The organism is Mesorhizobium sp. B4-1-3, from assembly GCF_006439355.1.
Taxonomy (GTDB): domain Bacteria; phylum Pseudomonadota; class Alphaproteobacteria; order Rhizobiales; family Rhizobiaceae; genus Mesorhizobium.
The window spans coordinates 1-23613 of the sequence record NZ_VFTG01000018.1 but is presented as its reverse complement, the minus strand read 5'-3'; the positions used below and the strand labels follow the sequence as shown (position 1 = coordinate 23613).

At 61.1% G+C, this 23613-nt stretch carries 23 protein-coding genes and 2 pseudogenes; 12 read left to right on the top strand and 13 right to left on the bottom strand.

Annotated features, from left to right (window positions below):
• Positions 1-254: 254 nt before the first annotated feature.
• Positions 255-494 carry a hypothetical protein gene (locus FJW06_RS20775; RefSeq protein WP_140754066.1) on the bottom strand — a complete coding sequence of 80 codons (240 nt, stop codon included), beginning with the start codon at positions 492-494 and terminating at the stop codon, positions 255-257.
• A 2-nt stretch (positions 495-496) separates the two neighbouring features.
• On the opposite strand from FJW06_RS20775, the gene FJW06_RS20770 reads away from it, so the two are divergent.
• The 3 genes from FJW06_RS20770 (at position 497) to FJW06_RS20760 (ending at position 2125) form a co-directional block, all read left to right on the top strand.
• Positions 497-991, top strand: a complete 495-nt coding sequence (locus FJW06_RS20770; RefSeq protein WP_140754065.1) for a hypothetical protein — start codon at positions 497-499, stop codon at positions 989-991.
• Between the two features lie 151 nt (positions 992-1142).
• Complete coding sequence (locus FJW06_RS20765) at positions 1143-1346, top strand: ATP-dependent DNA ligase (protein WP_140754064.1); 204 nt, start codon at positions 1143-1145, stop codon at positions 1344-1346.
• 248 nt (positions 1347-1594) lie between these two features.
• Positions 1595-2125 carry a chemotaxis protein CheB gene (locus FJW06_RS20760; protein ID WP_246674738.1) on the top strand — a complete coding sequence of 177 codons (531 nt, stop codon included), beginning with the start codon at positions 1595-1597 and terminating at the stop codon, positions 2123-2125.
• Between the two features lie 312 nt (positions 2126-2437).
• On the opposite strand, the gene FJW06_RS20755 is transcribed toward FJW06_RS20760, so the two are convergent.
• Together FJW06_RS20755 and FJW06_RS20745 are read right to left on the bottom strand one after the other, a co-directional pair.
• A complete protein-coding gene (locus FJW06_RS20755) occupies positions 2438-2620 on the bottom strand; it encodes an SOS response-associated peptidase (protein ID WP_140754063.1) in 183 nt (60 codons plus the stop codon).
• A 1057-nt stretch (positions 2621-3677) separates the two neighbouring features.
• Positions 3678-3860, bottom strand: a complete 183-nt coding sequence (locus tag FJW06_RS20745) for a CsbD family protein (RefSeq protein WP_140754149.1) — start codon at positions 3858-3860, stop codon at positions 3678-3680.
• Between the two features lie 1080 nt (positions 3861-4940).
• Between FJW06_RS20745 and FJW06_RS20740 the strand changes: the two genes are divergently transcribed.
• Positions 4941-5387, top strand: coding sequence for a LysR substrate-binding domain-containing protein (locus tag FJW06_RS20740; protein WP_140754061.1), 447 nt, complete (start codon positions 4941-4943; stop codon positions 5385-5387).
• Positions 5388-5647: 260 nt separating this feature from the next.
• Complete coding sequence (locus FJW06_RS20735) at positions 5648-6316, top strand: DUF1236 domain-containing protein (protein ID WP_140754060.1); 669 nt, start codon at positions 5648-5650, stop codon at positions 6314-6316.
• Here the strand turns inward: FJW06_RS20735 and FJW06_RS20730 are convergent.
• On the bottom strand, positions 6301-6486 hold the full coding sequence (locus tag FJW06_RS20730; protein WP_140754059.1) for a hypothetical protein: 186 nt from the start codon (positions 6484-6486) through the stop codon (positions 6301-6303). The two genes, FJW06_RS20735 and FJW06_RS20730, sit on opposite strands and share 16 nt — an antisense overlap.
• 1388 nt (positions 6487-7874) lie before the next feature.
• On the opposite strand from FJW06_RS20730, the gene FJW06_RS20725 reads away from it, so the two are divergent.
• Positions 7875-8066, top strand: coding sequence for a hypothetical protein (locus FJW06_RS20725; protein ID WP_140754058.1), 192 nt, complete (start codon positions 7875-7877; stop codon positions 8064-8066).
• A 225-nt stretch (positions 8067-8291) separates the two neighbouring features.
• Here FJW06_RS20725 and FJW06_RS30975 read toward each other — a convergent pair whose 3' ends face one another.
• Positions 8292-8417 (bottom strand): peptidoglycan-binding domain-containing protein, encoded by a 126-nt coding sequence (locus FJW06_RS30975; RefSeq protein ID WP_348644065.1) that lies wholly within the window; start codon positions 8415-8417, stop codon positions 8292-8294.
• 294 nt (positions 8418-8711) lie between these two features.
• Here FJW06_RS30975 and FJW06_RS30970 point away from each other — a divergent pair, with 294 nt between their 5' ends.
• A complete protein-coding gene (locus FJW06_RS30970) occupies positions 8712-8852 on the top strand; it encodes a hypothetical protein (RefSeq protein WP_348644062.1) in 141 nt (46 codons plus the stop codon).
• Here the strand turns inward: FJW06_RS30970 and hxsC are convergent.
• From hxsC to FJW06_RS20705, 3 genes are read right to left on the bottom strand one after another with little or no spacing between them, the layout of a single operon-like run.
• Complete coding sequence (gene hxsC, locus FJW06_RS20715; protein ID WP_140754057.1) at positions 8842-9951, bottom strand: His-Xaa-Ser system radical SAM maturase HxsC; 1110 nt, start codon at positions 9949-9951, stop codon at positions 8842-8844. The genes FJW06_RS30970 and hxsC overlap by 11 nt on opposite strands.
• Entirely contained in the window at positions 9948-11357 is a 1410-nt protein-coding gene (gene hxsB, locus FJW06_RS20710; protein ID WP_140754056.1) for a His-Xaa-Ser system radical SAM maturase HxsB, read from the bottom strand. Before hxsB ends, hxsC begins: the two co-directional genes overlap by 4 nt.
• Positions 11354-11629, bottom strand: a complete 276-nt coding sequence (locus FJW06_RS20705) for a hypothetical protein (RefSeq protein ID WP_140754055.1) — start codon at positions 11627-11629, stop codon at positions 11354-11356. The genes hxsB and FJW06_RS20705 overlap by 4 nt, the downstream gene beginning before the upstream one ends.
• A 349-nt stretch (positions 11630-11978) precedes the next feature.
• On the opposite strand from FJW06_RS20705, the gene FJW06_RS30860 reads away from it, so the two are divergent.
• Positions 11979-12110, top strand: coding sequence for a hypothetical protein (locus FJW06_RS30860; protein WP_281404892.1), 132 nt, complete (start codon positions 11979-11981; stop codon positions 12108-12110).
• A gap of 16 nt (positions 12111-12126) precedes the next feature.
• On the opposite strand, the gene FJW06_RS20695 is transcribed toward FJW06_RS30860, so the two are convergent.
• The 4 genes and pseudogenes from FJW06_RS20695 to FJW06_RS20680 all read right to left on the bottom strand — a co-directional run bounded on the left by FJW06_RS20695 (position 12127) and on the right by FJW06_RS20680 (position 18061).
• A complete protein-coding gene (locus FJW06_RS20695) occupies positions 12127-14736 on the bottom strand; it encodes a TRAP transporter permease (protein WP_140754054.1) in 2610 nt (869 codons plus the stop codon).
• Positions 14737-14821: 85 nt separating this feature from the next.
• A complete protein-coding gene (locus FJW06_RS20690) occupies positions 14822-15790 on the bottom strand; it encodes a TAXI family TRAP transporter solute-binding subunit (RefSeq protein WP_140754053.1) in 969 nt (322 codons plus the stop codon).
• A gap of 44 nt (positions 15791-15834) precedes the next feature.
• Positions 15835-17180 (bottom strand): annotated as a pseudogene (locus FJW06_RS20685) (aspartate aminotransferase family protein).
• Positions 17177-18061: a MurR/RpiR family transcriptional regulator gene (locus FJW06_RS20680; RefSeq protein ID WP_140754052.1), complete on the bottom strand. Its 885-nt coding sequence runs from the start codon at positions 18059-18061 to the stop codon at positions 17177-17179. The pseudogene FJW06_RS20685 and the gene FJW06_RS20680 overlap by 4 nt, the downstream one beginning before the upstream one ends.
• An 85-nt stretch (positions 18062-18146) precedes the next feature.
• Between FJW06_RS20680 and FJW06_RS20675 the strand changes: the two genes are divergently transcribed.
• Positions 18147-18998, top strand: a complete 852-nt coding sequence (locus FJW06_RS20675) for a 3-keto-5-aminohexanoate cleavage protein (protein ID WP_140754148.1) — start codon at positions 18147-18149, stop codon at positions 18996-18998.
• 122 nt (positions 18999-19120) lie between these two features.
• Here FJW06_RS20675 and FJW06_RS20670 read toward each other — a convergent pair.
• Positions 19121-19712: pseudogene (locus FJW06_RS20670) on the bottom strand (sigma-70 family RNA polymerase sigma factor).
• A gap of 387 nt (positions 19713-20099) precedes the next feature.
• On the opposite strand from FJW06_RS20670, the gene FJW06_RS20665 reads away from it, so the two are divergent.
• Genes FJW06_RS20665 through FJW06_RS20655 form a run of 3 tightly spaced genes read left to right on the top strand, consistent with a single transcriptional unit; the run spans position 20100 to position 23255 of the window.
• The gene (locus FJW06_RS20665; protein WP_246674736.1) at positions 20100-21374 is read left to right on the top strand and encodes an NEW3 domain-containing protein; all 1275 of its coding nucleotides are present in this window, start codon (positions 20100-20102) and stop codon (positions 21372-21374) included.
• On the top strand, positions 21293-22312 hold the full coding sequence (locus FJW06_RS20660) for an ABC transporter ATP-binding protein (RefSeq protein WP_348644061.1): 1020 nt from the start codon (positions 21293-21295) through the stop codon (positions 22310-22312). Before FJW06_RS20665 ends, FJW06_RS20660 begins: the two co-directional genes overlap by 82 nt.
• Complete coding sequence (locus FJW06_RS20655; RefSeq protein ID WP_140754051.1) at positions 22296-23255, top strand: ABC transporter permease; 960 nt, start codon at positions 22296-22298, stop codon at positions 23253-23255. Before FJW06_RS20660 ends, FJW06_RS20655 begins: the two co-directional genes overlap by 17 nt.
• Positions 23256-23613 lie beyond the last annotated feature (358 nt).

Genomic DNA, 23613 nt, shown 5'->3' with positions numbered 1-23613 from the left:
TGCCGCGCTGACGTTTGTGATGGCATCACCCATGGCAGGACTTTTAGCAAACATCTCGCGGTCGCGGCTATGCAGGTCCTTCGGATCGAAATACTTGTCGGCCCATTGCCGTCGGTGCCAAGGGACCACTCGGCTTGGACGGCGGCCGTGCACTTGTCGGCGGGTGGCTCCTCGGTCTTCGCCTCCGCCCCTTTGCCTTTCGCCGCCTTGGTGGTCTGATCCAGGAAATTGAAGTGGTCGATTAGCAGCACCGCCTAGATAGTGAAGGCCGTGACAATCTCGTCGTCGTGGATGCACAGCAGGTTGTCACCGTTCACCTCCTCTGCGGCCAAAGCCAGGTTGGAGGAGCCGCAGAAGACTACAGGATCGTCGCCACCGAATCCACAAACCACGAACTTGTGGTGGATTTGATGGGCTTCTGCCGAGAGGATGTTTGGAACCTGATTGAAGCGCGGAGGTAACTGGGTGTATTTCGGTTTGCCCGTAACTGACACCCGTGCTTTTCGCCGACCGGATAGAACGCAATACCAGTCGGGTTGTCCGAGATACCGTAGCTGAAGAGCCGCGCGTCTGCGTGGAGGGCAGTAAGCTTCTCGTAGACAGGATTGGGCGACGTGCTCGTGGCCGTCATCACGGCCAAGAAGACGTTGCCGCCTTTCTCTGCTTCAGCATCGCAGCGCTTGACGATCTCGTCGAGCCGCGCCGCAGCGGCGGCCTGTGGTCGCGGCGAAAACGTCACATCGAGGGCCGGCACGCCGTCTTTTTTCGGGAACGAGAAGAAGCGGTTGGCGAAGTCGCTAGCCGTGAACTTCGACCTCTTAACGGCGCCCGTCCCACACCTCCTGAAAGAATCGATGCGGCGAGCTTCATCGTCGAGGGGGAGACGATCGTCATTAATGAAGCGGGACTCTCGGATTTTCGTGCCTACCGTTCGGCGATTACTGGCCGGCGCACGATCTCGATCTCGTCGCGTTCGACCTTCTGCACATAACGGCCATGACTTGCGCGACCTGACGCTGAAGGATCGGCGCGAGGAGTTGCAAGCGGCGATACCCGGGTGGCTGCATCCGGTTCAGTGAGGCGCTCCCGGGCACAGGCGACGCCGTCTATCACCTTGCTTGCGGGGCTATCTCGAAGGCATTGTGTCTAAGCGTCTGGCAGGCGTATATCGCTCCGGCTCGACCATGCTGTGGCGCAAGATCAAGTGCTACGTCGAGAAGGAGATTGATATCATTGGCGTGCAGCGAGAGGCTGACAAGCCGGCCATGGTGCTCATAGCCGACAATGGCCACTACCTCGGCGGCGCTTTCGTCACCTTCAAAGCTGACAAACGTCAGGTCCTCTAGGATAGCGTTGAGAGGAAGATCGGAGCGCCACTGCCGAAGGGCGTGGCGAAGGAAAGGCTGAATGGCTTAAGCCCGGCTTGGTAGGTCGGGTGAATACCTTAAGCGCGACGAGAAGGTCTGCCATGCCTCGCTGAAACATTTTCGCGAAAACCCTCAGTTACGATCCGGCTCGACAACCTCGTCAGCCCCACGGCCATTGGCATAACAGCGCGACAACCGCCCAGCGCGCGCATGTGCAACGGAGGCAAATGGCCTTTCCCAAGAATGTGTCGCCCTTCATCGCCATTGGTGCCTCTGGTCCTGAAGGCCTGGACGATTTGAAGGACCTGCTCGGGTCGCTTCCTGCGGGGCTGCCCGCTGTCGTGCTGGCAGTGCTTCACCGGCCTAGCGATCGCGTGAGCCATCTGCGCGACGTGCTGGCGCGCCGATCAGCATTACCAGTAGTCATAGCGCCGGAAGATGACACCTTCCTGCTTGGCACTTGTTATATCGGGGAGCCAGCCGCCCACCTCTCATTGGCTGAGCGAAGCCGAATTCATTTGGTCGAGGGCGGCCATCACAAATTTCGCAACAAAACAGTGGATCTGTTGTTCGCGTCTGTCGCTGTTCATGCCAAGGACAACGGCATCGGAGTAGTTCTCAGGGGCTCACTTAGCGATGGGTCTCGTGGCCTTGCCGCCATCCATTCTGCCGGCGGCGTCACCATGGTTGTAGGTCGGGCGGGCAGTGCCCCGAAAGGCATGCCCGAGAATGCAACGCAATATGATTGGGCCGATTGATTTCATCGGCTCGATCGAGAAAATCGCGGCTGAAATTTCGCGCCGAATAGATAACCGGGCTGCAAGTAAAGCTTAGCCCGGGGTGGTTGATCGCCTTGCGATATCGATCACCATTGCCGACCCGATCAGATCATCGCTCGCGCGATCGCAAGCTCTGTTTCCAGCTTGGCATTTTCATTTTGGTAATGTTGTCGGCTGCAACTAGTCGCCGCAGAGAACGCACGACCTCGCCGCGCGCCCTCGTATCGACGGTCGATCCTCGCACTAAACATCGGCGCTTTGGTGCATCTCCTTCGCCCGAAAAGATACTAGCTACCAACGACCACTGCGGACCTTGTGATTGCCGTCCTCGGCCGTCGTGATGAACGGCACCTCGTCGGTGGGCGCAATATTGTAGCGGGGCGCGTCGTTGCGGCCGAGATCGGCTGGCGCGGTCAGCCGGTAGAGCCGGTGTATCTCCGACCATGGCAGGTATCTCTTGTAGCGTCTGCACATTGGTGCTGATCACTCCATATCAGGCACGTCGCCGAGCTCAGGCGCGAGGTTGCACCCGAAGCTGTTCTGGACAAGCTCGAAGAGGTCGGCGAGCGGGCGACGCCAAGTTGACCCGGCATAACCTTGGCGGACAGTCTGGATGTGGTCCGGCGCCGCCGTGTTTTGCAAAGCCTCCGCTGGCAACGGAACCGCCCACGAGCAGTCGGGGCATAGACCACTGGAAGCGGATAGCAATTTCGTTTTGCAGGCGCGGAACAACTTGCGCGCGCCGGAGTTGTCATCAAGGCTCGGGGGAATCTGCCATGTTGCTTGCCTTAGACGATGCAATTTCGTCGGCTGTTTTGGCCGGGAGAAGCGCAGAGGCGGAAGTCTTCGGCGTGATCGACCTTGCCAGCAAAATAGAAACCCGGATCCGGCCCATCAGCTTGGGGCGTGCTATTCAGTTCGTAGCTAACGCGTCGGTGCTCGGCTACGACGTTCGCGGTGCGATAGTCCTCTGCGGGTTCCCAGGTAAACCGAGCCTTCGGAAGTGGGACTGCGACCGCTTGTGGGCACAATACGGTGGTGCCTTGCTCGAGGCATAAATCCACGGCGCAATCCCGCGTTGGTAAATTGTCCGAACGGTCCAACGAGATTTGTCCGTGAGCGGTTCGGGCTCGATTTCGAGATCGATAGCCTGCCATCACGCCGTCCGGTGAGCAAACGCAATGATTGTTCCCAATGGTTTCCTGCCGCCAACCTAGCGGTCGATGCCGTCCTAGCTTCTTGTTGACGAATGGCATTCGTAGTCTATCGGCGCTCCGAGTAATATCCCGGCCTCATCGCGGCCGATCTCTCTTCCGAGCTTGACGGCGCCACACACTGCGCCGAGAACAATCAGCAAGCTAAACATGCTCGGTCTCCGGTTCTGGAGAAGGAAAACCGCCACGGTTCCGGCTGGTTCCGGCGTCAGCACCCTCTTCAGCGGTGGCCGGGTAGAAGCCGCGACCGAGGCTTTCGAAGCTCGGGCGGCGATCCCCCTTTTGCTTGCAGCGACTGAGCGCGCTGATTCGAATGCTTAGTCCTTCAAGGCGTCCCGGACAGCGTCCTTTGCCTTGCCTACGCCCCTTTGCAGCGTACCCTCGGCTTTGTCCGCCGCTCCGTCGGCGCGGAGCTTGTCGTCACCTGTAGCCTTGCCGATCTTGTCCTTGACCTCGCCGCGCAGTTTCTTAGCAGACCCTTTCGCTTCGTCCTTGTGCATCATCGTGCTCCTCTATCTCGACACCCCAACGTGGGGTGAGCCGCAATGTTCCTGGTGCGGAACGGGCACCTACATCATCGGCTCGCTACAGCCGCGCTTGGCGCCCCAGCACTTCCTCTAATCGCTCCGTTTGAGAACGACACTCCAGGAGGCCGTTCCCCTGCGCGTCAGATAGGTTGAGTGGATCCAGCGAATATCGGAGCTGATTTCGAACGTTGTGATTGAAGTAGGCCTAGCCGGAGTTGAGATCTGGGAAGCAGCCGGCGCGCCTGGCATGTTGGCTATACACTGGACAAAGCGTACGGCCATCATCACGTGGGACTTCCAGAGAGGCAGCCGAGGTTCGCACCGAGCGCGTGAAGGCGGAGAAGCAGGTGCACTTGCTCATGCGCGAACCGGCATCGCCGAAACTCGAGCACGTGACCATATCCCGATGCTCGGCAAATCCAAACTCGCTTCGCGCGGCGCGTTTGCTGGCAAGAACTAGTTGCAGCGGCCTTTGGCGAGCATGGTTATGGAGTGACGGGGCGTAGTGAGCCAGCAGGCCAGCGCGGACGTATTTGTTCAACAGAAAAGCCCGTCGCAGCCAATAAGCGTAAGCGACGAGCTTCCCTAAGAGCGGCCATATCTGGAGGGATTGACCGCCCTGCATCTAAACCACCGAGGCGTAAATTTGTTCCGCCGCGGCCACGGTTCATCCCGTTTCGATCTCTCAAAAAGTCGAACCGCCCAGGAGGCGAACGACTCAGAATGCGAACATCTGACCGCATTCCGACTGCTCAACCGGGCTAAGCCCGATGCCTCGTCCGCGCCGCTCACCACTTCACACTGCACCCGAGCTTTGCGCAGATCGAACGGCTGTCGCCGGACTTCGTCAAGCTCGACTTGGCGATGGCCTCGCCGAACACCGTGAAATGGTCATCAGCCCACGAGAGCGTGCCGCCGACACCCAGGCCGCCCCAGAGCGACCGATCGTGCTCATGGAAGGCGGTGCCCGACTTGGTGTAGAGGCACAGTCGATGCGCTTGAGCGTCAACCGCAAGCGCTGAAGCATGATCTCAAAGGTGTAATCCGTCTCACCTGTCCGGAGCCGTATCGCGCATAGCAGCAACTGGCCTGCTGGACCGCTTTTATGAACGCTATCCGCCTGACGATAGAGTTCGTCACCAGCGACCGGTATCTCGATCTTGGGAAGGAGAGGCTGACGTTGCCCTCCGCTCGGGCGAGCCCGTAGACGAACGGCTCGTCGGTCGCAAGATTTGCGATTCCGTTTGGGCGATCTATGCCAGCAGTACGTACGTCCAGGAGCACGGGCCCATGAGCATCGCCGACCTGGCCAAGCATGCGATGATCGGGTTCGACGGGATCATGCAGAACCATCGGGTTGCGAGATGGCTGCGGGTCGCGGTGCCTAGTGCGCGGGACGTCAACCGCAACACCAGCATGCTCGAGACCCTGCCGGCGGTGAACGCAGGAATTGGGGTGGCGGCGACGGCGTGCACTGCCCAAAACTATGACGCTATATAGCGTCAGCAAATGCTGGCATTTCAAGAGCTGCCCAGCTTCTGCACGTGCCGAGGGCTGTTCCAGCGGTCGGACCTCCTCCCGCGTGCATAGAGCCTGTCGATTGGCTCGGCGAGATCGACCGCTTCGATAACGAGCATATCTCGACAAACCAGGAGCGGCAGAGCGATCCCAATGACATCCGTTCAGCAATCCGCCAGCGGAACGCACATGGTTCTTCCTCGTTTTTGGCTCTGAGGGAACCATGAAACGGAGACAGAACGATGAAAAGGCTTTTGTTACCCGTTGTAACAGGCGCGCTTGTCGCCTTGTCTGGCGCAGCTTTTGCCGACACTCCCGTATCCGCCGCTACAAACCTTAACGTTCGCGCTGGTCCGGGCTCGCAATATCCGGTGATCGGCGTCCTGCGGGGGGGCCAGACGGCCACGCTGAACGGCTGCCTGCAAAACTCTAAATGGTGCACCATTGCCGAGGCTGGCGGTCAAGGCTGGGTCTATTCCGACTACGTCACGGCGGAATTCGGCGGCAATCGGGTCGTCTTGACCGAGCGGCCGGCCAATTCCGGCATCGCGGTCGTGAAACCTCCTCGCGATCAGGCTAATGCGGGAGCCGTCGCCGGCGGCGCTACCGGGGCGATCGCCGGCGCTATCATCGGAGGGCCGGTCGGCGCTGCTGTGGGCGGCGCGGCGGGGATCGTCGGCGGCGGTGCCGCTGGCAGCGTGGTCAACCCGCCCGAACAGGTACGCACTTACATTAGTGCGCATCGGATCAAGCCCGTATACCTTCAAGGTAAGGTTGTGACCGGCGCAACCCTGCCCGAGACGGTAGTCCTGCAGAAGATCCCGAACTACCGGTACCGGTATGTCTATGTGAACAACCGACCGGTGCTGGTTGAGCCATCGACGCGCCGCATCGTCTACGTGGAAGGCTGAAAAGTGCCAATCGGCAAGGAAAATAGCGTGACAGGGTAGCGATCCGAGGCTTCCGATGGCAGGCGTAGCGGCGGCCGTCGGAAGTCGCCGCGATTGATCTCCGCCGCCGGATCGATCCGGCTTGGAAAGCGTGCAACCCAGAGGTCTCTGGCGATCTTAATGTCGGCCATCGTAACCCCTGTGATGCCGGTCGTCGGCGATGCCGCGCACGAAATGGCGCTCAACAAGGCGAGGGGGAGCCGCCGACAGCGTCGCCACGACCGCGGGCGCTGTGCTGACCAAAGTCGCCCGCCCGACCGGAAGTCTACAGGTCTCGCCGGAATTGGTGGCGCTCAGGGGCGAGAAGAATTTGCTGGCGAGTAGGGGGAAGATGGCCACCTGGCAGGCTGAACTGGTGAGCGGCAAGAGGAAGCAGAAACGGCCGCAGCCAGCCGCCAAGCTCCCCGCCGGTGTCCCTGCGGGATTCTCTCCGCCACGTTCCGTTCTCAAAAGAGTTGATTATCAGTACCAGCTAATGCCTGCTATGGTTAACGCAGAGCCTGCAGTCGGCAGTGTTTGTCCCTCACCTACCCTCGTCTCTCCGGGACGCTGCTGCGAGGCTTTCATGGAAGAGGGCCGATCGTTGCCCTAGCGGTCGGCCCGCTTTCTCTTCGTCCACGACCTGCTATCCTCCCGACAGCTCGCCACTGGGGGTGCCCTCCTTGACAGTGCCGCGGGCTTAGAGGGTCGGGTCGTCAACACGACTCGGCCCTCATCTATTTCATACTGTCTTTTGTTGATTTCCCACGATCCTTGACCCGATGCTAGGTGCTTGGGTTTAGGGTGAAGTTGGGCTGGTGGACGTTCTCGCAGGGGAATTCCATCTGCGAACGTTTCCCTTTCGGGCGAGTTCGGCCCATGAGACCGGCCCCTCCTGAATGCGGCTGCACAATGCCTGCGCTAAACGAGTCTGCCTAAACGTTTCGGCAGTTGGCCACTTGGTGTCGAACCGACGCTGCCGAAGTCCTTCACTGAATTGCTAGCGGTTCTGGATCAGCAGGAAGTGAAAAGACGAAAACTCTCGGGGACTCCCAGCAAGAGCAAAGCCCGCCGCAATGAGCATAGGCGGCGGGCTTTTCTGCGACAGAGAGAGCAGTTACACCTCCGCGGATCGACTGCATCTCCTAAATCGACAAGCCAGCAATTCGTTCCAAAGTGGGACACTTTTTGGCCGCTAGGCCTCTCTGTTGACGCCCCAACGGAATTCCTATCCTGCCACCAGCCGGCGTGCGCTTAGGGTCCCTAAACTCCTTGGAACAGTGCTGCGGGCTGTGAGGACCGAGTCGGGGTAGATGTTTCGGCCGTCATCCGATTTGATGATTGCCAAACACGCTCCGATATGATGACAATCAGCCTCATTGCAGCGGCACCCCAACGCCCCCGCGTCTAGTCCCCGTCGCTGCAAGTCCAAGCTCAAGCCCGGCAGGTCTCCGTCGGGCTTTTCTTTTCCATCAATTTTTACGGAACCAATCCAAGGTTCAGATGTTGCGGCAGACTGGGGGCTGGAGGGACCCAGCCAATGACAGGTGAGAACCAGACGACATCGCTCGTCAAAAGGCTCGTTGAACAAACCGGCATTACCGAGGCGCAAGCGCACGAACTTGCTCTCCTGATCGGCTTGAATTGGAATTCGCTGATGCGAGAAGCGAAGCTAATTGCGGCTCGAGCAAGGGCCGAGCTCGCCCAGAACGGGCCGCTCGTCGAGGATTGACGGCTTAGGGAACGGAGTTCCTATCCTGACGACCAGTCCGCCAGCTTGGGGTCGCTCTCCCTGCGGCGAATGCGATGGAAGGCACACCGGCGCGGCGCTGTGTGACGGCACGTGGCGGCCCGATTCGCGCGTGTCCTCCGTCAAGCCCTGTCGCATGGTTTTTTCAAGACCGAGGCACCGACTAGCTGGTTCGCTCTTGCAGACTGGCCTGCAACCTGCGGGGAGCTAGCGCGCTTCAATCCTCAGCGCAGTCAGCGTCTCCGGCGTGATTGTCCCGGTGACCTTGAGCGAGTAGTCCGCCTGCATGCGCAACAGCCCGGCCCTCAATTCAGGATTCATCTCCCCGTCTATCTCGCCGCCGTAGTAGCCGAATGCGAGCAGGGCGAACTGGACCTCCTGGACGATCTCCTTGAACTTGTAGGCATTGCCCGGGAGCGTCTTGAGCGGCGCGGGCGTTGGGGCGATCGCCGGCGCCTGGTAGTCGGCGTCGGCGTCGAAGGGGCGGTATACAACGGAGCCGGTTCGCTCGGCGCCGGCGGGACGTAGGAATAGCCGCCCGTCGACGACCTATGGCTCGAGTGCGAACTATGACTGCTGTGACTACTGTGGCTTCGATGTCCGGCCAGCGTATACAGGTGGTCGAGCTTGAAGATGTCGAAGAGCGATTTCGTCTTTCCGGCATCGCCGTCCAATGTTGGCTTGGCCGGCAGCGCCTGCGCATTGGCTGGCAAGAATCCCGCCGCGAGCAGCGATGGTATGGCGAAAAGCCGTTTCTTCATTGGATAGCCCCCAATTTGCTATATCCGCGGTTCGCTGGATGCCACTCGAAAAATCCCCCGCACCGATCCTTCACCGAGCATCCATTGCACTCATCTCGGTAGGCACGCTTCCAGTCGGAGATCGTCGCAGGTGCCAGACTGCGGTATGGCTCCGGTACGGTGCAGAGTGGGAAATTGTAGAGCCAGGCATCTATTCCTCGGCTCCGAACGCGATCGATGGAACGGCCGACGATGTCAAATCCCTCCGAACTGTCGTAGAAGAGGGTCTTCCAGTTCATGCGGCCGAAGCCGATGTTCTCCATCTGCATGATCGCCCAGGTCCGGACGAACGGCAAAGTGGCGGCGATGAAGCTTGCGAGTTTTAGCAGCCCGTCCGCATTCGGACGCATCAGCACGGTGCGGAGCTCTACCTGGGCACCTAGGCGGCACATGATCGCGAGATTCTCCAACAACTGCTCGTGCGCGCCGGCCTTCGCGACGATCTCGTCATGAACCACCGGATCGCGAGAATAGAGGGGTATACCCCAAACCACCCTGCCCCGATCGATGCAGCTCATCGCTTCCCGGTCGCCTTCGCCGAAATGTTGGCCGTTCGTCAGGACATGGAAAGAAAGGTCCGGACGTACGGACAAGACCCGCTCCAAGAAATCGAAGAGCTGTGCTTTGAAAAGCGTTGGCTCACCGCCGGAGATGCCGATCGTTGCGCCTTCTGGAGCCAACAACGCCGCGGTCTCGAAATATGGGAACAGGTCGACATGGTGCCTCTTGGGGGGCTGGGAGCACATCAGGCAGATCTGGTCGCAGCGCTCCGTCACCAGGAACGTGTTGTGTCGCGACGAGCTGCGGATGAGGCGATCCGCGGTTCCGCGCCGCGGGTTCACGAGCAGCACGTCTCCATCGACATTGGCAGGATCGATGCCGAGAATTCGAATCGGACCGCCCTCGCCGACGTAGTGAGCGCCTTCCGGGCCGACGCGGTCCAGCACCACGTCGAAAGGTGTCAGTTGTCCAGCCTTGTGTTCGCGGGTAACGCCCTCAAACGAGCGAAGCCGGACCACGAACATCTGGTCAGCGTTTGCCTCCACCTTGATGCGCAAGGGTATCATTGGTGTGCCGGCGCCATGCTGTCGTCCCAGCGGCCCAGCCCGAGCCAGGCGGCCAGCGAGGCGCGCGTCGGCTCGTCACTCCGGTAGAGGATCTCAAAGACCTTGTCGAAGAGCGACAAGTGGCGGCCGCAGAACCATGTGTCAGGCCGCGGAACGTCGATCCGGCCATACCGGGAGATGTCGTCGATCACGTCAGTGCCGCAGAACGGCTGATAGGCGCAGTGGACGCAATCCGGATCGAAGTGGTTGAGTGCCCCCGAATTGAGCAGGTCGACCTTCGCCCGGTCGATCCCAGTTTCGACGTCACCAATGCTGAGATCGATGCGGCCGATCCTGGACAGCATCCGCGCTTCGTCGGTCGGATAGAAACGGCCGTCGTGATCTATCACCACATAGTCGGAGGCAAAGAAGTTCGGGTTCCGTATGTCGACATGGTCGTCGGCATCGAACCGCAGCACGCGCTTCAGGCATTGGCTGAAGTAATACTCTTCCATGAAGCGCCCGGTCCGATGGTTGCGGGCGATCAGAAGTTCGATGAATTCCGAATGGAGACCATTCCAGCGCGCGAGGACGTTGTCGCCCTGCTGAATCTTGCGCGCGAACCCTTGATGGTTCATCGGGCGCAGATAAACGGATCGGATTCCATAGCGCTCGTAGTTGTCCAGCAGCGCATTGAAATCCGGCGGGTCGGCGACATCCACCGTGGGCAGGGCTGAGATCTTCCCTTCCGGATAACGGGAAACGGCCGTCTCGAGATTTCGAAAGAAAACATCGGTTACCGCACTGCCGTGGGTCCGCTGGCGCTCATGCGTGGCCCGGTCTCCGTCTAGCGACGTACTGATGAATGTGTCATCCGCATCCAAGAAAGCCCATGCACGCTCGTCCAGTGCCTGCAGGTTCGTGCAGACGACGAATTGAGATTGCGGAAACTTTCCGCGGCAGAAATCCCGAACGGCCTCCAGGAGATCGACCCGAAGCAAGGGCTCGCCACCCTGGAACTCGATCTTGATATCCGGACCGTCCAAGCGGCCGAGGAACGAAAGGACGCCGGCAAGGGTCTCGACTGACCAGTCGAAGCCGCGAGCCTTCTCGGCAACCCGGGAGACCTGGCAGTAACCGCAAGCAAGATTGCACCTAAGCGTCGGCACGAGGATGACGTAGTTCATTCTCGTCGGCCTCGCCTGCCGCCTCGCCCACCTATAGGCGAATGATGTCCAGGGGAGGTCGAACTCCCGATCGAAACCGTGATTCCCTTCCCTGAGAAAGCTCTCGTCGAGGGCAGTCAGGCTATCGGCGGCGTAGCGATCCAGGAAGCCGTGGCTCGACCTGAAAAATGCGCCTGCATCGTCGCAGAACAATATCGAACCGTCTGGCATGTCGCGGAACTTCAGCGGCCAGACGTTCATCGGATCATGACCGCGGCGACGAGCGCCTGGCGCAACGTCAGAGTTTCACTATAGATTTTCTCGCGATAGACGAAGTGCAGAACATCTTTGCGAAACTGATCTTCGGCAAGGCAGCCGGATGACCTTACTGCTGTTTCACCGTCTTGCCTCGCGATGCGGCAAGCGGGGTAAAGTACCTGCAGCCGAAGCATCGCGGCATCGGCATATTTCTCGAACTGCGGCGGAATCTCCACCACAACGTCGACATCAGTAGCGTCTGGTAATTTCGTCATGTCCCCACCCGGCGAGATAATGCGCGGGTCGGAATAAACAATCAACGGGATATTTGGAGAACGCTTTCAGAATCGATCTCACTTGCGGCGTTTTCGAATATACTTGCAGGGTCCGCTCGCCTGAGCTTCACGTCGAAACCCGCGAAAGGAGACCTCCCGATGCCAAAATTCGTGAGAATCCAATATGGCAACCGGGCCGGATACGATCGCACGCCCCAATCCGTCAGGGATGCTGCTCATGAACAGGGAGCGAGGTTGCGCTCGGAAGGCGCCCTGATAGGGACGGCGGGGACGCCGGGCAGGTGCGTAATCCAGTGCATCGGATGTGAAAACGCAGGAGGATGCCTTCATGTCGTCGGACCTGCCGATCGCCGGATTTGCCGTGATCGAAGCTGCTGACCTGGGCAACGCTATCGACAAAATCTCGCACGTCCCCCGCGCTGTTGCGCACGGCGTCGTTGAGGTATGGCCATTGAAATGAAACACAGGACAATGCCTCAGGGAGCGGCTCCAACTGGCAAGGCGGCCTGCTTTCGGCGCCTCTGTAGCCAGAAAACCAGCCCGAACAGGGAAAGCGCGGGAAGCACGAACCAGTAGCGCGATGGACGGTCGTTTGGCACCATGACCCCGGTGATTTCGTCACCGGGCTGCAGCCCGAACTTCGCCGCCTGGCTTCCGAGCCGCACGATGCCGACCGTCATGGTATCACCCAGCTCACTGACGCTCAGTCCTGCGCTCTCCAGCCGCTCCATGGCATTCTTGCCTTTGGCGAGATCGAGCCTGACCAGTTTTTCGATCTCGTCCCCATTGATGTTGACCGTCTTCAACCTGAGGCGAACCGCCTGCCCCGCCGGTGTCGCATCAACAGTCTGGTTCAACTGAGACACGGGTTTTTCAACAAAGGGCTCATCGACGAGATCGAGCCAGTAGCCGGGCCGGAACAGCGTGAAGCAGATCAGCAAGAGGGCTATGGCCTCGTACCAGCGATTTCGAACAAGGAACCAGTTCTGCGTCGCTGCAACGAAGGCGATCATTGCCAGCGCGGATGTGCCTACGACGAGGACAAAATCCAGCGGGCCCTGCAGGTCGATCATAAGCAGGCCGTTGTTGAAGATGAAGATGAACGGCAACAGCCCCGTCCTGATTTCGTACTTGAATCCCTGAAAGCCAGTCTTCACCGGATCGGCGCCGGAAATCGCGGCGGCTGCGTATGCAGCAAGCCCGACGGGGGGCATCACGTCGGCCATCAGCCCGAAATAGAAGACAAAAAGGTGCACCGCCACCAGCGGCACGGCCAGGTCGTTCTGCGCCGCGAGATTGACCATCACCGGAGCCATCAGCGTCGCCACGACGACATAGCTGGCGGTAGTCGGCATGCCCATTCCCAGAATGAGGCAGATAACGGCGGTGAACAGCAGCATGATCATGAAGCTGCCGGCCGAGATGAATTCGACAAGCTCGGTCATTACCAGACCGACGCCGGTCAGGAGCACCGTGCCGACGATAATGCCGGCCGTTGCCGTGGCGATGCCGACCGTGGTCATGTTGCGTGCGGCCGCCGACAGCCCCTCGATGAGATCGACGAAGCCTTCCCGCCAACGCGGCGCAATTTGGCGCTCCTTGCGGAAGAACGCCGTCAACGGGCGCTGCGTGACGACCAGCGTCATCAGCGCGGCGGAACCCCAGAAGGCGGAGAGGCCTGGGGAAAGCTCTTCCACCATCAGGCACCAGATGAGGAGCACGACCGGCAACAGGAAATGCAGGCCCGTCCGTGCCGTTTCGCCGAAATGGGGTATTTCCCGAATGTCGCCTTTGAGGCTCTCCAGGGGCAGGTCGGGATGCTTTGCCCCGTAGGCGACAAGGCCGACATAGACGGCGACAAGAGCTGCGATGATCATCCACGTCGCGGCGCTGCCGAAGACAGTCTTTGTCCAGCCAATGCCGTAATAAACGAGGCCAGCCAGGACGACAAACGCGCATATGCCCATCAGCGAGCGCATGGCACCTTGCAAGGCGGGATGACGGCTGCGCGACGGCAGGCCCTTCAGTCCCATCTTCATCGCTTCGATGTCGACGATGTAGAAGAGCGAACCGTAGGTGAGCAGCGCCGGAAAGAAGGCGTGCTTGACCACCTCGGCATAGGAAATGCCGACATATTCGGCGATGAGAAAGGCGGCCGCCCCCATCACCGGCGGCATAATCTGACCGTTGACACCGGCCGCGCATTCGATGGCGCCGGCCTTGACCGGCGTGTAGCCGACACGCTTCATCAGCGGAATCGTGAAGGTGCCGGTGGTGACGACATTGGCGATCGACGATCCTGAAATCATTCCGGTCAGGCCAGATGCCACGACCCCGGCCTTGGCGGGGCCGCCGCGATACTTGCCGAGGATCGAGAAGGCAAGCAGGATGAAGTAGCCACCTGCCCCCGCTCGTTCCAACAGTGTTCCAAACAGGACGAACATGAAAACGACATTGGTCGAGACGCCGAGGGCGACGCCGAACACGCCCTCCGAGGTGAGCCACATCTGCGAGGCTGCGCGCGACAGAGTGGCGCCCTTGTGCGCTAACAGGCCGGGCATATAGGGCCCAACGAAGATGTAGATCAGCATCAGCCCGGCTATGACGGTGATTGCCGGGCCGACGGCGCGCCGAGCAGCTTCCATCAGGACGAGGATTCCAACGATGGAGACGATGAGGTCCGCCGTCGTGGGGAGCCCGGGCCGCGTTGCGATCTCGCTGTAGAATACGACGAGGTAGAGCGCTGCGGCGGCGCCGGCGACGGCCAGCACCCAGTCGGGCAGCGGAACACGACTGCGCGAGGAGCTTTTGAAGGCGGGAAACGTGACGAGTGCCAGAAACAGTGCGAAGGCCAGGTGGATCGCGCGCGCAATTCCGTCGCTGACGACGCCGAAGCCAAGCATATAAGCGATCGGCGAGGAGTACCAAAGCTGGAACAGCGACCAGGCCAGAGACGCAGCCAAAACAAGATACCCCGCGAGACCCGTCGGCTTGCGTCCACCGGTATCGGCCTCCGCCACGATCTCGTTGAGCTTGTCGAGGTCGACGTCTTCAGGCGCATCCGCCTGGCGGAACTGATCTGTCATCGCTCTCCCTCGACCCTACTCTTCATCTTGGCGTTTCGACGTGCGGCCGGGCTGCCCTTCGAGGTAGCCCGGCCATGTCGAAGGTTCAGAGCCAGCCTTTCTCCTTGTAGTAACGCTCGGCGCCCGGATGCAGCGGCGCCGAAAGGCCGGCCTTGACCATCTCCTTCGGATCCAGATTGGCGAAGGCCGGATGCAGCTTCTTGAAGTCGTCGAAATTCTCGAAAACCGCCTTGACCATTTCATAGACCACGTCGTCCGGGGTCTTGGCGCTGGTCACTACGGTGGCGCGCACGCCGAACGTCGTCGTGGGGTCGGGGTTGTTGGCATACATGCCGCCGGGGATGGTCGCGACGGAATAATAGGGATGCGCCTTGACGAGCGCGTCCACAGCTGGACCTGTCAGCGGAACGAGCTTGGCGCCGCACGCCGTGGTCGGATCCTGGATCGCGGCGGACGGATGCCCAACGCCGTAGAAGAAGCCGTCGATCTTGTTGTCGCAAAGCGCACTGCCCTGTTCGTCAGCCTTGAGCTCGGCGGCGAGCGAAAAGTCCTTCAGCGTCCAGCCCATCTGTTTCAGCAGCTCTTCCATCGAGGAGCGCGTGCCGGAGCCGGGATTGCCGACGTTGAAGCGCTTGCCCTTGAAGTCCTCAAAGACCTTCACGCCGGCATCCGGACGCGCCAGCACGGTGAAAGGTTCGGGGTGGACCGAGAAGACCGCGCGCAGATCCTTAATGGGCTTGCCCTCGAAATTGCCGGCGCCGTTGTAGGCCTGGAACTGAACGTCGGACTGGGCAAGCCCGAAATCGAGATCGCCGGTAGCGATGGCGTTGACGTTGAAGACGGAACCGCCGGTCGATTCGGTCGAGCAGCGTATGCCTGTCTTCTGCCGGTCCTTGTTCATGAGCCGGCAGATGGCGCCGCCCACGGCATAATAGACGCCGGTCACGCCGCCGGTGCCGATAGTGACGAATTTCTGCTCCGCAAACGAAGGTGTGGCCGCCAGCAGACATCCCGCCGTGCCGACGGCTATTAACGTTTTCAGCAAATTACGCATTCGACTTCCTCCTGGTGGTGCCCCGGCCTTGCGCCGGGCTCTGGTCAGGCGCGTCCCGCCAAATCGGAAGCGCGCAAGGCTGCATCGACGGCATCGCCAAGCCGTTCGACGATGGCGTCGATGTCTTGGCTGGTGGAAATGAACGGCGGCGCGAGCAGCACATGGTCACCGCGGCCGCCATCAATCGTGCCGCCCATCGGATAAACCATCAATCCGTCGTTCATCGCTTCGCGCTTGATGCGCGCGTTGACTTTCAGCGCCGGATCGAAAGGCTCCTTCGAACCACGGTCCGCCACCAGTTCGATCGCCTGGAACAGGCCGCGGCCACGAATGTCGCCGACATGATGGTGACTGCCGAAACGTTCCTTCAGGCGCCGCTCCAGATGCAGGCCCGTCGCCCTGACGTTGTCGAGCAGATGGTCGCGGCGGATCACCTCCTGGATGGCAAGCCCAGCTGCCGCGGCCATCGGATGGCCCATATAGGTGTGGCCGTGCTGAAGAAGCCGGAGCCGTTGGCGAAGGCGTCGAAGATATGCCGGCCGAGCAGCACGGCGCCGATGGGCTGATATCCTCCGCCGAGTCCCTTGGCGATGGTCAAGAGATCGGGAACGACGCCTTCCTGCTCGCATGCGTGAAGCGTGCCGGTGCGGCCCATGCCGCACATCACCTCGTCCAGGATGAGCAGGACGCCGTAGCGGTCGCAGATCGCTCGGATGCGCCTCAGGTAATCAGCCACCGGCGGCACGGCTCCGGCAGTCGCGCCGACCACCGTTTCGGCGACGAAGGCGATGACCTCGCCGGCGCCGAGTTCGAGTATCTTGTCCTCCAGGGCCTGCGCCGCCCGTGCCGCGTATTCGGCATCGCTTTCGCCGGGCAGCTGATAGCGATAGGCGAAGCACGGATCGATGTGGTGCGTTTCGATGAGCAGCGGCTGAAACTGCCGCCGCCGCCATTCATTGCCCCCTGCAGCGAGCGCGCCGAGCGTGTTGCCGTGATAGCTCTGGCGGCGGGCGACGACGTGGCGGCGCTGCGGCTCCCCTTTCTCCACGAAATACTGCCGCGCCATCTTCAGCGCGGCCTCGACGGCCTCTGATCCGCCGCTGACGAGATAGACATGGCTGATACCAGCGGGTGCATCTTCAACGAGGCGGTCGGCCAGCCGCTCGGCAATCTCGGTGGTGAAGAAACTGGTGTGGGCATAGGCAATGCGGTCGAGCTGATCACGTAGCGCCGCCATGACATCTGGATGGCCATGGCCAAGGCACGAGACGGCCGCGCCGCCCGATGCGTCGATGTAAGCGCGGCCGTCGCTGTCGAATATTCGGATGCCCTTGCCGCCCACTGCGAAGGGGAGCGAGCCTTTGATGGTGCGGTGTAGCAGATGGGTCATTTCTTGCCCAGACGCGGTTTGAGGTGAACGTTGAGCGCTGCGTGGTGCTCATCGATACGTCGCAGTTCCGCCAGGGCCTGCTCGCCGCCGTGGCCGGCAAGGAGCGCAGCCAGAATTTCCGCGACAGCAAAGGCCGGCGCCATGGTGTGGAAGAAGGACGGACTTTGCGTCGGCACGAGGATGACCTTCGTTGCGATCTGGGCGAGCGGCGCCACCTCGCTGTCCGTGATCGCAATGACCGGAACACCGCGTCTGGCGGCATATTCGGCGATCTCCACCGTCTGGCGCGTGTAGGGGAGCACGCTCGCCGCCAGCAGCACGTCGTCGGGGGTGGCGCGGCCTATCGCGTCGGCACCGGTTGCGGCAACGCCGTCGAGCAGCACCGATCGATCGCCGACGAGCGACAGGACGTAGTGCACGTGCCAGGCGACGGGATGGCTGGAGCGCAGGCCGAGGCAATAGATCCGCCGCGCCGACGAGAGGCAACTCGCGGCCGCCACGATCCTATCCAGAACCTCCGGCCTCGAAAGCCGGTCGATATGGGCGGCGAGCGCATCCATCATCTCGGCGGCCTGGCCGCGATCGCCCCTGAGCTTCTGGCTGAGCACCTGGATCCCGGCTTTTCCGGCAAAGCCCTGGTATCCGCTCCGAACCGCTGCCGCGTAGGTATCGCGTATGACGTCGTAACCTTCGAAGCCGAGATGCTTGGCGAGACGCGTCATCGTGGCCGGCTGCACGCCTGCCTGCCGCGCCTGTTCGCGCATCGAAAGAAGGGCCACGTCGCTCGGATGGTCGAGCATGTAGCGCGCTGCAGCCTGCAGTTGCGCCGACATGCCGTCGAACTCTGCGATGATGCGGTCCGTCAAAGGCCCCTGACCCATCAAGGGAGTCTGGCGCGCCTCAATCCTATTTGCAACAAGTGATTCACAAGATATCGTAATGATCCAATTGTCTGGTCACGGCATGATGTCCCGATCCTCGCATAGGCCGGTTGCCATTGCCGTTGCGCCGAATGGTGGCCGGCGCACCAAGGCCGACCATCCGGCCTTGCCCATGACGCCTGCCGAGCTCGCTCGAGCGGCGGCCGAGTGCCTCGAGACGGGCGCGGCAATGATCCACCTCCACGTGCGCGACCGGCACGGCCAGCACATTCTCGATCCTGACGCCTATCGGGCTGCCATCCTTGCCGTTCGCCAGGCAGTCGGGGACGCGATGGTGGTGCAGATCACAAGCGAGTCGCTTGGCGCCTACGAGCCTGAAAGGCAGATGGACGTGGTGCGCGAGACCAGACCCGAGGCGGTATCGCTCGCGCTGCGTGAGCTTGTCCCCGGCAGAGATGCCGATCCAGAGTTTGCGGCATTCCTCGCTTGGCTGAAGCGTGAAAGCATAATGCCGCAGATCATCCTTTACGAGCCTGACGAGGCTTTGCATCTGCTCGATCTGCACCGGCGCGGCCTGATCCCCTGGGATCACATTCCCGTGCTTTTGGTTCTCGGCCGCTATACGGCGTCACAGCAGTCTGCCCCGAACGATCTGCTGCCGTTTCTTTCGCCCGGCAGTCCACGCTTCCAGTCGTTCATGGTCTGCGCCTTCGGTCGTGACGAGGCTGCTTGCGTATGCGCGGGAGCATTGTTTGGTGGGGACGTCCGGGTAGGTTTCGAAAACAATCTTCTGCTGCCGGACGGTTCGATGGCGGCATCGAATGCGGCTCTGGTCGATACCGTGGCGCAGCAGTTGCGGGGATTTGGGCGTCCAATACGGTCGGCCGCCTCGTTGCGCGATGCCTGGCAGGCTGGAGACGGCAACGAACGGCTTTGAAAGCCATTGCCGGGCCACTCCGCTTCGGTCGTAAAGACGGGCTTACCGAAGCGCAGGCGCTCAACTCTACTCGGCCTGAATTCTTCCTCGTTGATGAGACAGGGGAAGGCAATGAGGGGAGCTCAGCGCAGGTAGGTTTTGGGGGTCTTGGCGTCCTGCGCGCCAGTATCCCAATGGTGCGCCGAAAATTGACGTCGTCGCTCGATCAGTTCCTGCGGCGAGTTTTCCCCCAGGAATTCCAGAACACCGGCACGGGCACGGTTAAGGCGGCTCTTTACGGTTCCGATGGCACAACCGCAGATCTCCGCCGTTTCTTCGTAGCTGACGCCCAGCAGGCCGATCAGCATCAAAACCTCACGCTGACGGGACGGCAGCTTCTGGATGGCTTGATGCACTTGCCTGCTTTGGACGGACCATTCCTGAGAGGGTTCCGAAATCGGCCGGCTGGAGGCGCATTCGAGCAGCCCGGGGCGTCTCCCGCGCCGCGGCTTTGATGCGCGTTAAATGGGTGTTGCGCATGATCGTAAACAGCCAGGACTTCAGGCGCGTGCCCGGTTCGAACTTGTCCAGATTGGCAAGTCCCTTCGTCAACGTCTCCTGCATCAGATCGTCGGCGTCATCGGTCTCCCGACAGAACGTTCGCGCAAAAGCCCGCAACGCAGAAATGAGAGCGACGATCGAGATCTCACCGGCGTCAGGCTTCGCAAAACTTATGTTCCGTGGCTGACACTTTTCGGGCCGCCGGCAAGTAGAGTGGATGAGATGCAGACCTGGAGAAATGCCTGGGAAAAGGAACGTTCCTATGTTCTGTTGGCTGGCGCAATCTTGACCGAACCGACGGGTCGGACGGAACGAGCGACCCAGCCTTGGATATTCCGCGACTATGCCGTGCCCGTGAAACGTTGCCAAGATCCGCGAGATTTCCGTTTCGTCATTGCGCAGTGTTTGCTTCCCGTCCAGTTGGACCATCTTTTCGGCCGCGAACGACATCGCTGCCCTCACGCGCTATTACAAAAAGGAACAAGTCCGTGAACACAGCCCGATCGGCTGAAATCGCCCAACTGGTGCCACATTAGCGGCTGCAATTTTCTTCCCCGCTAAATGCCTTCAAGGCATTGCACGAAAACGGCAATTTCGGTTCATGAGCGGGAGGTATCCATGATTCCTGCGGGTATTCGCGCGCCCTTTTCGACCCCGACAACTTGGATCGCAGCAGGCCTGACGGCAATCGGCCTGGCTTCAACTGTGCCCCCGGCACACGCACAGTCCGTGGCGAGTGCCGCTGCTCAGTCGCCGACCGGCTTGTGGCTGACCACGCCCTATCCAGAGTTCTCGGCCCAGGCCGGGAAGAACGTCAGCGTGCCCTTGAAGCTGGCTAACCGCGGACTGCCGCCTCAACGCGTCGAGTTCGGAGTCGATGGCCTGCCCGATGGCTGGAAGTGGGAGATCGACGGCGGCGGCAAACCCGTTGCGGCGGCAATCGCAGATCCTGATGGCACGGTGGGCCTGACGCTAAAATTGACGCCGCCAGAAGGCGACATCGGCAAAGGGGTCAACTTTGCCGTGTCCGGCAAGGCCTCCGCCGAGGCTTTGAAATTGCCAATGGCCATGACGCTCACCAAGAGCGAACCTGCAAAGCTGACGCTGGAACCCAAGCTCCCGGCGTTGCGCGGCACCGCCAAATCGGCTTTCGACTTCCAGGTCGACATCAAGAACGACGGCCAGGAGGATTCGACCGTCAACCTGCTGTCGAAGGTGCCTCCCGGCTTCCAGGTCACCTTCAAGCAGGGCTACGGCTCGCAGGAACTGACCAGCTTGCCGCTAAAAGCGGGAGAATCGAAAACGCTGTCCGTCAGCGTCCAGCCGCCCGACAACGCCCAGGCGGGCCGGTATCCCGTTGCCGTGGCCGCCAGCGGCGGCGCCGCCAGCGCCGATACCAAACTGCTGCTCGACATCACCGGCAGGCCATCCGTTTCTCTTTCAGGTCCCCAGGGCCGGCTTTCGGGCGATGCCACGGCGGGTCAGGAGCGGACCTTCACATTCACACTGTCGAACAGCGGGTCGGCCCCTGCCCGCGATCTGAAGCTTTCGGCAAGCCCGCCAGCTGGCTGGAAAGTCACCTTCAATCCTGAGAAAGTCGACGAGATCGCGCCAGGCGGAACATCCGATGTCGGCGTCTCAATGACACCTTCGACCCAGGCGATCGCCGGCGACTATATGGTCTCGGTCCGCGCTGATGGAGATGGCGCATCCGATAGCGCCAATTTTCGGGTGACGGTGCGCACATCCACGCTTTGGGGCGTGACTGGCCTCGGGGTTATCGGCGCCTCTGCGCTGATGCTCGCCTTTGCCGTAACGCGGTATGGACGCCGATGACAACGGTCATAGAAGCGCGCGGCCTTATTAAGCGCTACGGTCATTTCGCGGCGGTTGACGGCATCGACCTCACGGTCGAGAAGGGCGAGGTGTTCGGCTTGCTCGGCCCTAATGGCTCAGGAAAGACCACCACCATCCTCTTGCTTCTCGGTCTCACCGAACCGACTGCGGGCTCGATCAGCGTGCTCGGACTAGATCCGTTGCGCCGGCCGCTGGCCGTCAAAAGGCGGATCGGCTACCTGCCGGACCAGATCGGCTTTTATGATCATCTGACCGCGTGGGAAAATCTCGCCTACACCGCAAGGCTTGCGGGCCTCATATCGAAAGAGGCCGACGGGCGCATCACCGGCGCCCTCGGCAGGGTGCGGCTCGAGGAGGTCGCCAATCGCCGCGTCGCGACTTTCTCGCGCGGCATGCGCCAGCGGCTCGGGCTGGCGGAGGTGCTGGTCAAAAAGGCCGAGATCGCCATTCTCGACGAGCCGACTTCCGGTCTCGACCCGCAGTCGGCGCAGGAGCTGCTGGACCTGATCCGCGAGCTGGCGGGCGAGGGCGTGACGTTCGTGCTGTCTTCTCATCAACTCGCGATGATGCAGACGATCTGCGGCCGGGTGGGCCTTTTCCGTAGGGGCCAAGTCGGCCTCGTCGGGCGGGTCGAAGATCTCACCGCCAACGTCCTCGGCGGCACGTTCAGGATCGAAGTCGAAACCGAGAATGCGGATCTGGTGAAGGTCCTGGCCGGGGTGCGGCACGTGTCCGGCCTGACGCCCTTGCAGGGCCGCCGCTGGCGCATCGACGCCGACGCGGACGTGAGGGCAGACGTCGCGCATCGTATCGTTGGCGCCGGCGGAGCACTTCATTCCATAACCATGCGCCAGGCCACTCTCGACGAAGTCTATGTTCGCTTTTTCGAGGGAGAAAACCATGACGTCGCGGCGTGAAGGATCGCCATTTGCCGGCCTGTCGACAATCGCGCTCAAGGAAGCAGCCGATCATATGAACAGCATTCGCATTCATCTGGTGATGGTCCTGGTGCTCCTCACCGCCATCGGCTCGGTCTATGCCGCGATCGGGCAGATCAAGGCCACGGTCGGTGAGGACCAGTTCCTGTTCCTGCGCCTTTTCACCACCGCGCAACAACCATTGCCATCCTTCGTATTCTTCCTCGGCTTCCTGGTGCCTCTGGTGGCTATTGCGCTTGGCTTTGACGCTATCAATGGCGAATACAATCGCCGCACGCTGTCGCGCGTCCTGTCACAGCCGATCTATCGTGACGCGCTTCTTACCGGCAAGTTCCTGGGGGGTTTGCTGGTGATCGCCATATGCTTGCTGGCTCTCTGGCTGCTAGTGACCGGGCTTGGCATGCTCCTGCTGGGGCTGCCACCGAGCGGTGAGGAGATCGCCCGCGGCCTTGCGTTCCTGTTCGCCTCATTTGTTTACGCCGGCGTCTGGCTGGCCGTGGCATTGGCCTTCTCCACGATCGTCAAATCGCCGGCGACCTCGGCGCTATGCGCGCTCACGGCATGGCTGCTGTTCACGGTGTTCTGGCCGATGCTGGCGCCGCTGATTGCCGGAGCCGTCGCGCCAATTGACCCTCTCGATCCGATGACGGCCGTTCATCAGATCCATGTTCAGCAGGCCATCGCACGCATCTCGCCCAACACCCTCTACGGAGAAACCACGCTGGCCCTGCTCAATCCGGCAACGCGTTCGCTCGGTCTGCTGTTTGCCGATCAGTTGAGCGGGGCCCTGATGGGCGCTCCCCTGCCCTTTTCGCTGAGCGTCGTCCTCATCTGGCCGCAGCTCGCCGGCATGATCGCAGCACTTCTGGTGCTGTTCACCATCGCCTACGTTTCATTCCAGAGGCAGGAGATTAGAGCGTAAGAGCCGCTGATGAACGGGCTTTGTCTGAGATCGAAGCTTCTGATGTCTGCATGGATGGCCACCAGATCATTTTAATGCCCGTACTGTACAGGCAAACCTTACTAAAGATTCATGCGCCGGAAATGGCATCGTAATGTTCCCCTCTCTATTCTTCTTAAACAGGACGCCCTTCAGGGCACAATCTTGAAGAGGATACGAGATCATGAAAAATTCCCCCGGTATGTTTTCCAGCACCCGCAAGCGCCTGATGGCCGCCGTCGCTTCCCTGGCCGTTGTCGGCGCGGTCGGCGCGGGCATGCTCGCAACCGGCACCGCCCCCGTGCTGGCCGATGCCGTGCGCGTCGAAGCCCCGCAAATG